An 11,837-nucleotide genomic window follows, 5' to 3' on the forward strand; every position below is an offset into this window, starting at 1 on the left:
TCTATTTCTGCTTCAGCATTTGTAAAATTTGCGCTTTTAAAATATTGATTGCAATCCGGTTTTTTCCTCCGCGCGGCACAATAATATCAGCGAATTGTTTTGATGGCTGAATAAACTGTAAAAACATCGGGCGCACAGTTTTACGATACTGCGAAACGACCGATTCCAAACTACGCCCACGCTCCTGCATATCACGTTGCAAGCGGCGGATAAAACAGATATCCAATGGTGCGTCAACAAAAATTGAAGCGTTTAATTCATTGCGTAACCGCTCATCAGTCAACAGTAAAATCCCTTCCAAAATAATCACCCGACGCGGTTTGAATTCACGACTGTTAGCGGTGCGAGTGTGCTCTACATAGCTGTATTCCGGCACTTGAATCGTCTCTCCACGCTTCAGTTGCTGCAAATGTGACACCAACAAGTCATGATCCATCGAACTGGGGTGATCATAGTTGGTTTCGATGCGCTGCTCAAACGACAGATGGCTTTGATCTTTATAGTAAGAATCTTCCGAAATAATCCCGATATCGGTGCCGCCGACCTCTTCGCACAGCTCTTTATGAATGGTGGAGGCGATTAAACTCTTGCCCGATGCTGAAGCACCGGCAATGGCGATGATAAGCGGAGTTTGCTGCGTCGTGGCGTTTGAGGTGCTGTTCATAATGCAATCCTTTAAAAAATTTCATAAATTATAACAAAACTTTAGAGCAAAGACACTCAGCGAATCAGGCATAAACCGAATAGACTTTGAATTTATTGTTCTTAGCCAGCACCCGGTGCTCACCAAAGGCTCGATCAAGCAGATCCGGATACGGCAAAAACGCATTCGCCACAATCCGCAACTCACCACCCTGAGTTAAAAACCACTTCGCCTGTGCAATCAACTCTTGTGCCGCACGGTATGCGGTGTCAACCCCGTCATGAAACGGTGGATTAGAAATAATCAAATCAAATTTGCCTTGCAGATCAGAAAATACATCGCTGGCAACCACTTCGCCCGCCAAGCCATTTTGTTGCAAAGTGCGGTTGGCAGAGGCTAATGCCATGGCATGGATATCACTCATCACCAACTCAATGTCCGGATTTTGCTGCTTCAAATATGCACCGATTACCCCAACACCACACCCCAAATCCAGTACTCGCCCATGCACGCTGTGATTCAGGCTGGACAGTAAAAGTGCGGTTCCCATATCCAGCTCAGCGGCACTGAACACGCCTGGCAGACTGTAAAGCGTTAACCCAGCGAAATCGGCACGCTGATAGCTTTTCCAGTAGCGTTGCAGATTAAATTCCGGCACATTTTGTAATTGAAAATGGTATAAGCCACAACGCCGCGCCGAATCAATTTTGTGAATGTTGCCCAGCGGCTGTAACATCTTTTCCACCGAACGCACACCGCTGCGGTTTTCGCCGATCACCAACATCTCTTGCCCGACCGCTGCCAAAGACAGCAGTTGCGTCAGCTGAAAAGCGCTTTCTTGTTTATTTTTGCCCCAATAATAGACAATCACTTCAGCACAATGAGTAGTTTCGATACTGAACTCTGCCGCAACCGCACTTTGGATACGTCGCACATAGTCATAATAGCTGCTAACCACTTGCACCGAGCGGCTGTGGGTTAACCGAGCCGGAAAATCATCATTAAGACTGCCGGCAAACAAAACCGACTTCTCGGCAAAAAATGGCAAATGGCGCTGTAAAACTTGGCTTTCAACTGAAATCACACTATAAATCCCGCAGGTTATTGGTTAAAATTGTCGGTTATTATAATATGTTTTCAGCTGCTTTTTTATCTCTCTTTGCCATTATCGGTAAAAATGATTGAGGATCGCTATGTCTTTTTCCGAAGCGCCGTTTTCTGAAGCACCGTCAATGCCGCAGCGTCGCGCACTATTGCTACAACAAATGGGCATTGAGCAATGGACACTTCGCCGTCCACAAGCCTTGCAAGGTGCGTCGTCGATTACGCTCGGTGAATCTGTTCGTTTATTGATTATCAGTGACACGCCACCTACCGCAAGCGGGTTTTTAGCCGATGTCTACCGTGCGTTAGGCATTCAAGCGCAACAATGTGTGCTGCTGACCCACGAACAACTTGCCCGCTTAAAACTCTCGCAGCCTGTTGCGCTGTGGTTTGTCGGCAATAGTCCGGATTTGAGTGATTCCGCCCAAGCAAGGCTGCAAGCGATGCCACAAATAACTACCGCACTTTGGCAAATCTTGCAACAAAGTCCACAGGCAAAACGCCAACTGTGGCAGCAACTGCAACAATTTCAACTACAAGGCGACGCACGATGATTGACATTCTGCCACTGCAACCTGCTGATTTCGAGCGCATCTATCAAATCGAACAACTGGCGCACCTGACACCGTGGTCAAAAGGCACATTGCTGAATAATCAGGGCGAGCGCTATCTGAATTTAAAACTACTAAAAGACAAGCAACTGATTGGTTTCGCCATTTGCCAAACCGTATTGGACGAAGCCACATTGTTCAATATTGCCATTGATCCGGCATATCAACAACAGCGCCTGGGTGAACAGCTACTGCAACAACTGATTGCAGAACTTCGCCAACGTGCGGTGCTGACGCTCTGGCTGGAAGTGCGCCAATCCAATGTGGCAGCACAAAAATTGTATGATCGACTGGGGTTTAATCTGGTGACACAACGGAAAAATTATTATCCGACTACCGACGGCAAGCGTGAAGATGCGTTGGTGATGGCACTTTATCTTTAATGCTATTATTGAGCACATAAAAAAACCGTTATTCGATAAAACAACGGTTTTCAAATAAAATGGATGTCGAAACCAGCAAAAGTGCGGTTAGGCTTTCTTCAAAAACTCCGATTTCAGTGCCAAGCTGACACCGTCAATTTTGCAATCAACATTGTGATCAGAATCGACCAGCCGAATATTTTTTGCCTTGCTACCTTTTTTCAGCACCAACGATGAGCCTTTGACTTTCAGATCCTTGATTAAAATCACCGAATCGCCGTCTTGCAGCTGATTGCCGTTGCTGTCTTTAACAATAAATTCATCGCTGCTTTGTGCAACTTCTTCGCCACTCCACTCGTTGCCGCAGTCTGGGCACACAAAATGAATGGTATCGTGATAAACATATTCCCCGTTACATTTCGGGCAATTTGGCATTTGGTCCATAATTTTTCCTCTTATAAAATTCGGGCGCAGTATAGCATAAAAAAACGCTTTGTGCGGCAAACACAAAGCGTTGTGGTTTTAGTTGTCAAGCTTATGCTACAACGCCGAATTTTTCTTTCACAAAAGCTTCAAAATCGGTGCAGCCGCCGATTGGTTTTTCATCGACGAAAATTTGCGGCACGGTTTGTACCTCTTTGCCGACTGATTTAGATAAATCGGCTTTGCTGATGCCTTCAGCGATAATATCCACATAACGATATTCAAAATCGTCGCGGCTATTTTGCAATTTTTCCGCCAACTCTTTTGCTCGCACACAATACGGACAGCCCGGACGGCCAAAAATAACAGTAAACATAATTTTACTCCTGATAATAGTAAATGAAATGAGATCGACTTTATTCTATCCGATCAAGCGCCGAATCAGAAAAGATTTTTCTGCATCGCTTTGATTAGTGTAATATATCAACACTTATTGATAACCGAGGAGTTAACAATGGCCACCATCAATTCAACCATTCAAACCGCACTTTCGCATCGTTCGATTCGCAAATTCAGCCCACAGCCGATTGCGGCAGAAACGCTGCAAACCTTGTTCGAATGCGCCCGCGCCGCCTCCAGCTCAAACCACTTGCAATGTGTGTCAATTATTCGCATAACCGATACTGCATTGCGGGAAAAACTGAAACACTGCGCTTCTGATCAACAATATATTGTGGATGCTGCGGAATTTCTGGTGTTTTGCATCGATTTTCAGCGCCATCACCAAATTTTGCCACAAGCACAAACCGACTATACTGAAGTGTTGATGATCGGCTGCGTCGACAGCGGCATTATGGCACAAAATTTACTGCTCAGCGCCGAATCGCTAGGGCTGGGCGGTGTGTATATCGGTGCACTGCGTAACAACATCGCCGAAGTGGGTGAATTACTGGGTTTGCCGCAGCACGTTATTCCGTTGGTTGGGCTGTGCTTAGGCTATCCGGCACAAGATCCCCCGCAAAAACCGCGTCTGCCGCTCGAGGTTTTAGTCAGTGAAAATCAATACCACAGTTTGAATCCGCAAATTTTACAGCAGTATGATCAAAAAGTGGCGGACTACTACTGGCAACGTAACCAAATTGAGATGGATTGGTCGCGTAATGTGATGAAAAGTTTGAATAAGCCGGTGCGACCGCACGTGTTGGCTTATTTGCAACAGCAAGGTTATGCCAAAAAATAAGATATAAGGCGATTTTATGAAATTGTTAATGCTTTGCCGCGAGCCACGCTTATACAGTTGCCGGCGGCTGCTGGAAGCCGCCACAACCTGTGGTCACACATTGGATATTATCGATCCGAACCGCTGTTTGCTGAAACTGGATCAAAACCAACCCGGGCAGTTCAAAATTTATTACCAAGCACGGTTTGACCAAACTCCTTATTTACTGCCCCACTATGATGCTGTGATCCCCCGTTTCGGATCTGCCAGCACTGCCATGGGTTGTGCGCTGTTGCGCCATTTCGAAGCCTTGAAAATTCCTTGCTTAAACGGTTCGCAAGCATTTTTGAATGCGCGCGATAAATGGCACAGCTTAATGCTGCTACAGCAGCAAAATATCGCAGTCCCTGCCAGTGCGCTGTGTGGCAATGAATTTGATGCCAAGTATGCAGTCGAACAAGTTCGTTCCCCGACTATTTTGAAAACGCTGTCCGGTTCACAAGGCATCGGCGTGATGCTGGCGGAGAAAAGGCAAAGTGCGGTCAGCATTTTAGAGACCTTGAAACAAGCCAATATTGCCTCGTTATTGCAAGATTTTATCGGTGAAGCCAACGGCTCGGATATCCGTTGTTTTGTGGTCGGAGATAAAATTATCGCCAGTATGCAGCGCAGTGGACAAAACGGTGAATTTCGCGCCAATGCCCACCGTGGCGGGCAAGCCCAGTTGATTCCGTTGAGTGAGGAAGAAAAATCGATTGCGCTGAAAGCCGCACAGATTTTAGGCTTGGAAGTTGCCGGCGTGGATATTATCCGCTCCAATCAAGGACCGCTAATTTTAGAAGTCAACGCCAGTCCGGGCTTGGAATTGATCGAAAAAACCAGCAAAATCGATATTGCCCTACAGATGATTATCTATTTGGAAAAATTGATACACACGGATCTTATTTAACATGATTTTATTGGGAATCTAGTTGCCTGATACACATAAATTGTTTAAGGTTATCGTACCTGATCAAACTTTTATAGGAAACAACACATGATTATTTATCTGCACGGTTTCGACTCCACCAGCCCCGGCAACCATGAAAAAATTATGCAGCTCAAGTTTATCGATTCGGATGTCCGTTTCGTCAACTACAGCACGCTGCACCCGCGCCACGATATGCAGCACTTGTTAAATGAAGTACATAAACTGGTGAGCGAGAGCAAAGATCCGGCGCCACTGATCTGTGGTGTCGGGCTGGGTGGCTACTGGGCAGAACGTATCGGTTTCCTGTGTGGCATCAAGCAAGCAATTTTCAATCCAAATCTGTTCCCATATGAAAATATGAGCGGCAAAATCGATCGCCCGGAAGAGTACCAAGACATCGCCACCAAATGCGTCAACAACTTCCGGGAAAAAAATAAAGGTAAGTGTTTGGTCTTTCTTTCGACTGAAGATGGCATTCTAAACTCACAACGTAGCGCCGATACCCTGTCGCCGTTCTATCAAATCGTCTGGGACGACAAAGAGAGCCATAAATTCAAAAAAATCTCACAACATCTGCAACGAATTGCCGAATTTAAGCAACAAGATTAACTGTAAGATCAATAAACCCTAGCCAAAAGGCGGATAGCTGCCGCCTTATAAACAATAAAACTCCAACGGCAAGCCGTCCGGATCTTGAAAGAAGGTGAATTGCTTACCGGTTAGCGGATCGATGCGAATCGGTTCACATTCTATTTGATATTGTGCTAAATATTTAACCGCACTTTGGATATTCTCGACCTTAAACGCCAAATGTCTTAAGCCGCAAGCTTCCGGCTGACTGACACGCGGTGGTGGTTCGGGGAAAGAGAATAGTTCAATCTGGCTGCCATCGGCAAATGCCAGATCCAATTTGTAACTTTGTCGTTCAGCACGGTAAGTTTCTGCCAGAATACGGGCGCCCAAGATCTCGCAATAAAACCGTTTAGAGCGCAAGTAATCCGACACAATGATCGCAACATGGTGAAAACCAAGAATCGGAGTTGCTGCAACCGCACTTGTCATTTTTAACCAAGCACACGCTTAATGAATAACGCGACGTGACTGAGTGTAATTTCTCGCCCAGTAATTTTCGGATAAAGAACTGGTAGTTACCCCTTGGCTGGTGCTGGCATGGATAAACTGATTACCGCCAATATAAATTCCGACATGGTTGTTATTACGGAAAAAAACCAAGTCGCCGAATTCCAATTCGCTTTTATTAATTTTACTGCCGACATAGCGCTGTTCAGCGGTGCTGCGTGGCATTGACATACCGAAGGCACGATCAAACGCATTCAGCACAAAGGCAGAACAATCTATGCCTTGTTTGGTGGTGCCGCCCATACGGTAGCGTACGCCCTGCCAATTGTTATAGAAATCATGCAACTTAGCAAATTGATCCAAAGTGACCCCATTACCGATATTTTCCGGCAAGTTGGTGCGAATTCGTCCTTCTTGCGCTTGAGAACTCGAACTCATGTGTGATCCGCTATTACTACAGGCAGTTACCGTGGCTATGGCTAAAATTAAAAGTATTTTGCGTAACATCATAGTATGGTTTTAAAAATTAAAAAGAGTATGGTTTTAAACGTTAAAATGAGAAAACAAAAACGTGCCAATTTTACGGGAGGATGCTGTTTTTATCCAGTTAAACATTGTTTTTTCCTCTGGTTTACACTATTTTTTTGACGCACTTCAAAAAATTATTCAAAAAATCGGGCGATCGCTAGGCTATTATTCAATATCACGCTGCCAAACTGCGCAACCAACGAATTTCATCTGCCCAATTTTCCGGTTCAATAGTTTCCAAAATCAGCGGCATATCATCAAATTCAGGGTGCTGCATAATATATTCAAAAACTGCGGTGCCGATTGTGCCGCCGCGCAGACAATCATGGCGGTCAACCCGACTGCCAAGTGCGGTTTTCGAGCCGTTAAGGTGCATGCCTTTCAAATAATGAAAACCCACAATGTCAGCAAATTGATTAAATACCTGCTCACAACCCGCCGGTGTGGAAATATCGTATCCGGCAGAAAAAGTATGGCAAGTATCCAGACAAACCCCGACTCGGCTTTTGTCTGCCACTTGTTCGATAATCGCTGCCAAGTGTTCAAAACGATAACCGATATTCGAACCTTGACCCGCCGTATTTTCAATCACCGCCACCACATTCGGCACTTGTTGCTGGGCAATATTGATCGATTCAGCAATGATCGCAATGCAATCCTGCTCTGAAATTTGACGCAAATGGCTGCCGGGGTGAAAGTTCAACAGCGACAACCCCAACTGTTCACAACGCTGCATTTCGTCGATAAAAGCGGTGCGTGATTTTTGCAACGCTTCGGGCTGAGGATGCCCTAGATTAATCAGATAGCTGTCGTGTGGCAAAATATGTTTTGGATTGATCGCTGCCTGTTGCAGCGCCATTTTAAACTGCTTAATGCTGCTTTCACTCAACGGTTTCGCCACCCACTGGCGTTGATTTTTGGTAAATAATGCAAATGCGTTCGCCCCAATTGCCAGTGCATTACTCACTGCATTTTCTACTCCACCGCTGGCACTGACATGTGCACCAATATATTTCATCGCTTGTTTCCTTATTTCCAACTGCTTTTGTGGTAGCATTGTACTGAAATTTAACTCTGTATAAAGCTATTGGTACAATTTATGACGACAAATACCCCGCTTAACGATTTTTCCATGCTTTGCCGCCTGTTTGGCAATCTGTTTTACCGAGCACCACAAGACGACGTGCTGGCACCCATTTTCAACTGGCTGCAACAAGGCAGCCTGACCGCACTTTGGGCGCTAGACACCGACATTCAAAGCGAAAAAGCCTTGCAACAACTGCAAAGTGCGGTTGCGCCGCCGCAACTTACGACTGAATACCAACAACTGTTTGGTGAAAATGGTGCGGTTTCCTGCAAGATTTCTGCATATAGCGATCAACTTACTCAATTTATTGAATTCCGCCAATTGCGTGCTATGCCTGAGCTAGCCAATGCTGATCATGTGGCGCATTTGCTGCTGACCGCTTCTTGGTTGGAAGATCATGCAGATTCACTCAGCGCACAACAAACACTGTTTGAACAGTTTTTACTGCCGGTGATAGGCAAATTTTTGGGCAAAGTTGAAGCGCACGATCAAGGTTTTTACCGTGCCGCCGCACAATTGTGTCGCGATGCGCTGGCAGCGATGGCGGATGAATTGGAAGAGGAGCAATCCGCTTAAATCGCCCATTAAAACCTTAGGGTCTGCTCTAATTTTAACTGCTTATGCACAGTTTGATATAACCCCGGCAACAGTTGCGTCATCATATTGAGTTGTTGGCGCAACACTCGATCTTGCTGCAATTGGCTAGGACTGCTGAAGTGTTCGTCAGTCTCAGCGGCCAATCGCTCGGAGATGCTCATCATTTTCTGGTCGAATTGCGCCTGTGGCAGCTGATCCAGCTGTTGTAAAATCGCAATAAATTCCCTGGCTGCCGGGTAAAGTGCGGTCAAAAAATATTTATCATCGCCATGTTTGCCCATCGAATGGCGAAACGCCCCTAATGCAGAAATATAACCCAGCAGACAATAATTCTGTTTGAGCAACTGAAATCCATTGCTCAGATAACGTTGGTACTTTTGTGGTTCGCTGTTCATATTGCCGATCAACGTGTTCAGCTCTGCTGCACTTTCATGCGCTGCCAAACGCACAATCCGATAATTGACATGATTTTTTTCACCAAATTGCAACTGCGCCATAATATACAGCAGATAGCGGGCGTTATTTTGAATGCTGCGGTGAATAATCTTGCCGATTTTCATGTATTTCCAATCGGGCCATAAATAGGACACAGCCCACCACGCCAACGCTGCCCCGATGAGTGTGTCTATCACTCGCGGCCACATCGCACCATAAATATCGAAGCCACTGATATCAAAACAAATCAGCACCTGAATCGTGATAAAGCAGGTCGAGAAACTGTAATTTTTATTTTTGAAATAGAAAAACAGCGTACTGGTGATCACCAACAGCCCCAATTTAGCCTCTAACGTTGCCATAAAATAGGGTAATAACGAGCCGAGAAACACACCGACCAAGGTGCCTAAAATCCGTTCGCGCAGGCGTTTTTTGGTTGCTGAATAGTTTGGCTGACACACAAAAATCGCAGTCAATAACACCCAATAACCACGTTCCAAAGCTAAAGCGTCGGCAATTATGCAACATGCCAACACCACTAACGACAATCGTACTGCATGGCGGAACAGCGGCGATTGCAAGGTTAAATGGCTGTGGATGGCGGCAGCAATTTCACGCAAACCGCGAATACGCTTGGTGGTGATAATGCGGCTGAACGAATCTTGAATTTCGTTGCTTTCTTTGCCTAAAAACAGCAGCTGCCATAAAATACTTTTTAAATTGCCGATTACCGTTCTTAAATTTTCAAGCTGTGAACTGTTGGGCGAGTGTTCGATGAAATAACTGAAAGAGGCGTCAATCCCTGCTGCTGCACGTTGTAAACGTTGTTTCGGCTGGTAAGCTTTACGCTGCAAAATGGCCTGTGCAATATCGCGGCAATCGTCGGCTTGCAGTTCTAACAAACGTTGAATACGAAAAATTAAATCGCTGTTTTGCAGCTTTTTCATCAGTTTGCGATAGTCAAAATGTGAAGAGCTGGCACGCTCGTGGATGTCTTGTGCGGCGTAATAATAGCGAATCAGTCGGCTGGTTTTCGAGTGGCGGTGCTGTCCGCCCAGACGATAAAACAGTGATTGACGACACAGATTGAAAGCCTCAATCACTCGACTGTTCAAGCCGGAAAGCTCCAGTTGCAGCTGCTCGGCACTTTCCGCTTGGTCGGGATCAAAAAATTTGGATTTGCCGTCCAGATAATCCGCCAGTGCCAAATAGGCATTCGCCAAATATTCATCAACTTTATAGCGCGGAAAAAACAGATAGGTCAGCACCGAAGAGACGCTGTACAACAACGTACCACACACAATCATCGCCGGATTGATGTACCACTGGGTTTGCGGCAGATAGGTTAATGAGGTATATAGCGCCACAATCAACGTGCCGAAAGCAATGGTGCTGTAACGCTGTCCGAGTGCGCCCATCATCGTGAACACAAAAGTGAACAGTGTCATCATCAGGGCAAAATACAGTGGGTTATTTAACGAAATCTGCGCACCAAACGCAGAAATGGTAAACGCTACAATTGTGATTAGGATATTTTTGATTTTACCGCTTAAGCCGTGATCCAAATCGACCAACCCCGCCGCGATGATACCCAACACGAACGGCATCGCTACCGCCGAAATATTGAGGCTATAGACCAACATCGCCGCCAAATTAACCGCGATAAATACCGGAATAACCGCAATAAGATGACTGTTCAGCCAATGAATTTTGTTCACGTTGGACTCATTATCGCTGTGGTCATTTATTCACTGCGATTTTCAAATTGGCGGCGAATCTGCTCTGCTTTTGCGGCTTGCGCCACATCACTCGGTACGACTCGCTGCCCGACCGGAAACAGCGCTATCCCCGCCAGTTTAAAATGCGCAATCCCGCTTGGAATACCGATAATGGTCAAACATTGGCTAATGCCGGTGACAATATGCAGCAAACACAGCCACCAGCCGAAACACACGAACCATACAATATTCAGCACACTGCCGATCCCGTTGCCGATCGCACTGGTCGGTTGCAAATATTTGATATGCACAATTTCATTACCGAACGGCGCTAATGACATTTTGGTGATTTCCCAGCAACTGCGGCTGTAGGGCAAGGTGACAATCAACAATACGCTGACAATGGTAGCAAACAGCCAACCGATGACCGTGGCAAAGCCGAAAAATACAAAGTTAAAAATATTCAGGGCTAAATTCATGGCGAGCCTATTTCAATCGCTGGGCTAAATAATCGGCATAGTCCGGAATATCAATGGCTATCGCTTGATTAAAGTGCGGTGAGCTAATTAAAAAATCGGCGGTTGCCGGATTCATCGCAACGGGAATATTCCACACCGTTGAAATACGCAGCAATGCTTTCACGTCCGGATCATGTGGCACGGCATTCATGGGATCCCAAAAGAAAATCAACAGTTCGATTCGCCCTTCGGCAATCATCGCACCAAGCTGCTGATCGCCGCCCATCGGGCCGCTCAGCAAGCTGTTGACCTGCAAACCGCTCTTTTGCTCGATTAAGTTACCGGTGGTGCCGGTGCCGTATAATTTATGTTGTGCCAACAAAGTGCGGTTTTTAATACACCACTCAACCAACGTTTGTTTGCAGTGATCATGCGCAACCAACGCAACATTTTTGTTTTGTGGCAAATGGCGGGGAATAGTTTGCATAGGTTTCTCTCCCTAGTTCCAAAACGAAACTTTTAGCAAAAACTTGAGGCGCGACTTTTAACAATAAAACACGAAAGTAAAAAAGCGAGCTAAGCTCACTTTTTTATCTCTCATT

The 11,837-nt window shown here is 45.7% G+C and carries 16 protein-coding genes; 6 read left to right on the plus strand and 10 right to left on the minus strand.

Annotated elements, in window-relative coordinates; translation table 11 throughout:
- Nucleotide 1 precedes the first annotated feature (1 nt).
- Complete coding sequence (udk, locus tag EDC16_RS00475) at nucleotides 2–664, minus strand: uridine kinase (RefSeq protein ID WP_132964295.1); 663 nt, start codon at nucleotides 662–664, stop codon at nucleotides 2–4.
- A gap of 64 nt (nucleotides 665–728) precedes the next feature.
- On the minus strand, nucleotides 729–1,727 hold the full coding sequence (rsmC, locus tag EDC16_RS00480) for a 16S rRNA (guanine(1207)-N(2))-methyltransferase RsmC (protein WP_132964297.1): 999 nt from the start codon (nucleotides 1,725–1,727) through the stop codon (nucleotides 729–731).
- A gap of 109 nt (nucleotides 1,728–1,836) precedes the next feature.
- Between rsmC and EDC16_RS00485 the strand changes: the two genes are divergently transcribed.
- Entirely contained in the window at nucleotides 1,837–2,301 is a 465-nt protein-coding gene (locus EDC16_RS00485; RefSeq protein WP_132964299.1) for a DNA polymerase III subunit psi, read from the plus strand.
- A complete protein-coding gene (rimI, locus tag EDC16_RS00490; RefSeq protein ID WP_132964300.1) occupies nucleotides 2,298–2,741 on the plus strand; it encodes a ribosomal protein S18-alanine N-acetyltransferase in 444 nt (147 codons plus the stop codon). Before EDC16_RS00485 ends, rimI begins: the two co-directional genes overlap by 4 nt.
- 87 nt (nucleotides 2,742–2,828) lie before the next feature.
- Here rimI and EDC16_RS00495 read toward each other — a convergent pair whose 3' ends face one another.
- Together EDC16_RS00495 and EDC16_RS00500 are read right to left on the minus strand one after the other, a co-directional pair.
- Nucleotides 2,829–3,164, minus strand: a complete 336-nt coding sequence (locus EDC16_RS00495) for a zinc ribbon domain-containing protein YjdM (protein WP_132964302.1) — start codon at nucleotides 3,162–3,164, stop codon at nucleotides 2,829–2,831.
- Nucleotides 3,165–3,255: 91 nt separating this feature from the next.
- Nucleotides 3,256–3,519, minus strand: coding sequence for a GrxA family glutaredoxin (locus EDC16_RS00500; RefSeq protein WP_132964304.1), 264 nt, complete (start codon nucleotides 3,517–3,519; stop codon nucleotides 3,256–3,258).
- 138 nt (nucleotides 3,520–3,657) lie between these two features.
- Between EDC16_RS00500 and nfsA the strand changes: the two genes are divergently transcribed.
- From nfsA to ycfP, 3 genes are all read left to right on the plus strand, one after another.
- Complete coding sequence (gene nfsA, locus EDC16_RS00505) at nucleotides 3,658–4,383, plus strand: oxygen-insensitive NADPH nitroreductase (protein WP_132964306.1); 726 nt, start codon at nucleotides 3,658–3,660, stop codon at nucleotides 4,381–4,383.
- Between the two features lie 16 nt (nucleotides 4,384–4,399).
- Nucleotides 4,400–5,311, plus strand: coding sequence for a RimK family alpha-L-glutamate ligase (locus tag EDC16_RS00510; protein WP_132964308.1), 912 nt, complete (start codon nucleotides 4,400–4,402; stop codon nucleotides 5,309–5,311).
- An 87-nt stretch (nucleotides 5,312–5,398) separates the two neighbouring features.
- A complete protein-coding gene (ycfP, locus tag EDC16_RS00515) occupies nucleotides 5,399–5,941 on the plus strand; it encodes an alpha/beta hydrolase YcfP (protein ID WP_132964310.1) in 543 nt (180 codons plus the stop codon).
- 45 nt (nucleotides 5,942–5,986) lie between these two features.
- Here ycfP and gloA2 read toward each other — a convergent pair whose 3' ends face one another.
- The 3 genes from gloA2 to nfo form a co-directional block, all read right to left on the minus strand.
- On the minus strand, nucleotides 5,987–6,394 hold the full coding sequence (gene gloA2 / locus EDC16_RS00520) for an SMU1112c/YaeR family gloxylase I-like metalloprotein (protein WP_132964312.1): 408 nt from the start codon (nucleotides 6,392–6,394) through the stop codon (nucleotides 5,987–5,989).
- An 18-nt stretch (nucleotides 6,395–6,412) separates the two neighbouring features.
- Entirely contained in the window at nucleotides 6,413–6,919 is a 507-nt protein-coding gene (locus EDC16_RS00525; RefSeq protein ID WP_132964765.1) for an NlpC/P60 family protein, read from the minus strand.
- Between the two features lie 196 nt (nucleotides 6,920–7,115).
- Entirely contained in the window at nucleotides 7,116–7,958 is an 843-nt protein-coding gene (gene nfo, locus EDC16_RS00530; RefSeq protein WP_132964314.1) for a deoxyribonuclease IV, read from the minus strand.
- 81 nt (nucleotides 7,959–8,039) lie between these two features.
- Between nfo and EDC16_RS00535 the strand changes: the two genes are divergently transcribed.
- Entirely contained in the window at nucleotides 8,040–8,603 is a 564-nt protein-coding gene (locus EDC16_RS00535) for a TorD/DmsD family molecular chaperone (RefSeq protein ID WP_132964316.1), read from the plus strand.
- A gap of 8 nt (nucleotides 8,604–8,611) precedes the next feature.
- Here the strand turns inward: EDC16_RS00535 and yccS are convergent, their stop codons facing one another.
- Genes yccS through EDC16_RS00550 form a run of 3 tightly spaced genes read right to left on the minus strand, consistent with a single transcriptional unit; the run spans nucleotide 8,612 to nucleotide 11,722 of the window.
- Nucleotides 8,612–10,777: a YccS family putative transporter gene (gene yccS / locus EDC16_RS00540; protein ID WP_132964318.1), complete on the minus strand. Its 2,166-nt coding sequence runs from the start codon at nucleotides 10,775–10,777 to the stop codon at nucleotides 8,612–8,614.
- 26 nt (nucleotides 10,778–10,803) lie between these two features.
- The gene (locus EDC16_RS00545; protein WP_132964320.1) at nucleotides 10,804–11,256 is read right to left on the minus strand and encodes a YccF domain-containing protein; all 453 of its coding nucleotides are present in this window, start codon (nucleotides 11,254–11,256) and stop codon (nucleotides 10,804–10,806) included.
- Between the two features lie 7 nt (nucleotides 11,257–11,263).
- Entirely contained in the window at nucleotides 11,264–11,722 is a 459-nt protein-coding gene (locus tag EDC16_RS00550; protein ID WP_132964322.1) for a methylglyoxal synthase, read from the minus strand.
- Between the last annotated feature and the right edge of the window lie 115 nt (nucleotides 11,723–11,837).

The sequence above is a fragment of the Testudinibacter aquarius genome (assembly GCF_004342725.1).
Classification (GTDB): Bacteria; Pseudomonadota; Gammaproteobacteria; order Enterobacterales; family Pasteurellaceae; genus Chelonobacter; species Chelonobacter aquarius.

Excerpts from the sequence above, each read along its gene's own strand:
- gloA2 (WP_132964312.1), bottom strand. The coding sequence starts at position 6,394 with ATGACAAGTGCGGTTGCAGCAACTCCGATTCTTGGTTTTCACCATGTT.
- EDC16_RS00550 (WP_132964322.1), bottom strand. The coding sequence starts at position 11,722 with ATGCAAACTATTCCCCGCCATTTGCCACAAAACAAAAATGTTGCGTTG.
- nfo (WP_132964314.1), bottom strand. The coding sequence starts at position 7,958 with ATGAAATATATTGGTGCACATGTCAGTGCCAGCGGTGGAGTAGAAAAT.
- EDC16_RS00525 (WP_132964765.1), bottom strand. The coding sequence starts at position 6,919 with ATGTTACGCAAAATACTTTTAATTTTAGCCATAGCCACGGTAACTGCC.
- EDC16_RS00545 (WP_132964320.1), bottom strand. The coding sequence starts at position 11,256 with ATGAATTTAGCCCTGAATATTTTTAACTTTGTATTTTTCGGCTTTGCC.
- EDC16_RS00535 (WP_132964316.1), top strand. The coding sequence starts at position 8,040 with ATGACGACAAATACCCCGCTTAACGATTTTTCCATGCTTTGCCGCCTG.
- rimI (WP_132964300.1), top strand. The coding sequence starts at position 2,298 with ATGATTGACATTCTGCCACTGCAACCTGCTGATTTCGAGCGCATCTAT.
- EDC16_RS00495 (WP_132964302.1), bottom strand. The coding sequence starts at position 3,164 with ATGGACCAAATGCCAAATTGCCCGAAATGTAACGGGGAATATGTTTAT.
- udk (WP_132964295.1), bottom strand. The coding sequence starts at position 664 with ATGAACAGCACCTCAAACGCCACGACGCAGCAAACTCCGCTTATCATC.
- EDC16_RS00500 (WP_132964304.1), bottom strand. The coding sequence starts at position 3,519 with ATGTTTACTGTTATTTTTGGCCGTCCGGGCTGTCCGTATTGTGTGCGA.
- ycfP (WP_132964310.1), top strand. The coding sequence starts at position 5,399 with ATGATTATTTATCTGCACGGTTTCGACTCCACCAGCCCCGGCAACCAT.
- EDC16_RS00510 (WP_132964308.1), top strand. The coding sequence starts at position 4,400 with ATGAAATTGTTAATGCTTTGCCGCGAGCCACGCTTATACAGTTGCCGG.
- nfsA (WP_132964306.1), top strand. The coding sequence starts at position 3,658 with ATGGCCACCATCAATTCAACCATTCAAACCGCACTTTCGCATCGTTCG.
- EDC16_RS00485 (WP_132964299.1), top strand. The coding sequence starts at position 1,837 with ATGTCTTTTTCCGAAGCGCCGTTTTCTGAAGCACCGTCAATGCCGCAG.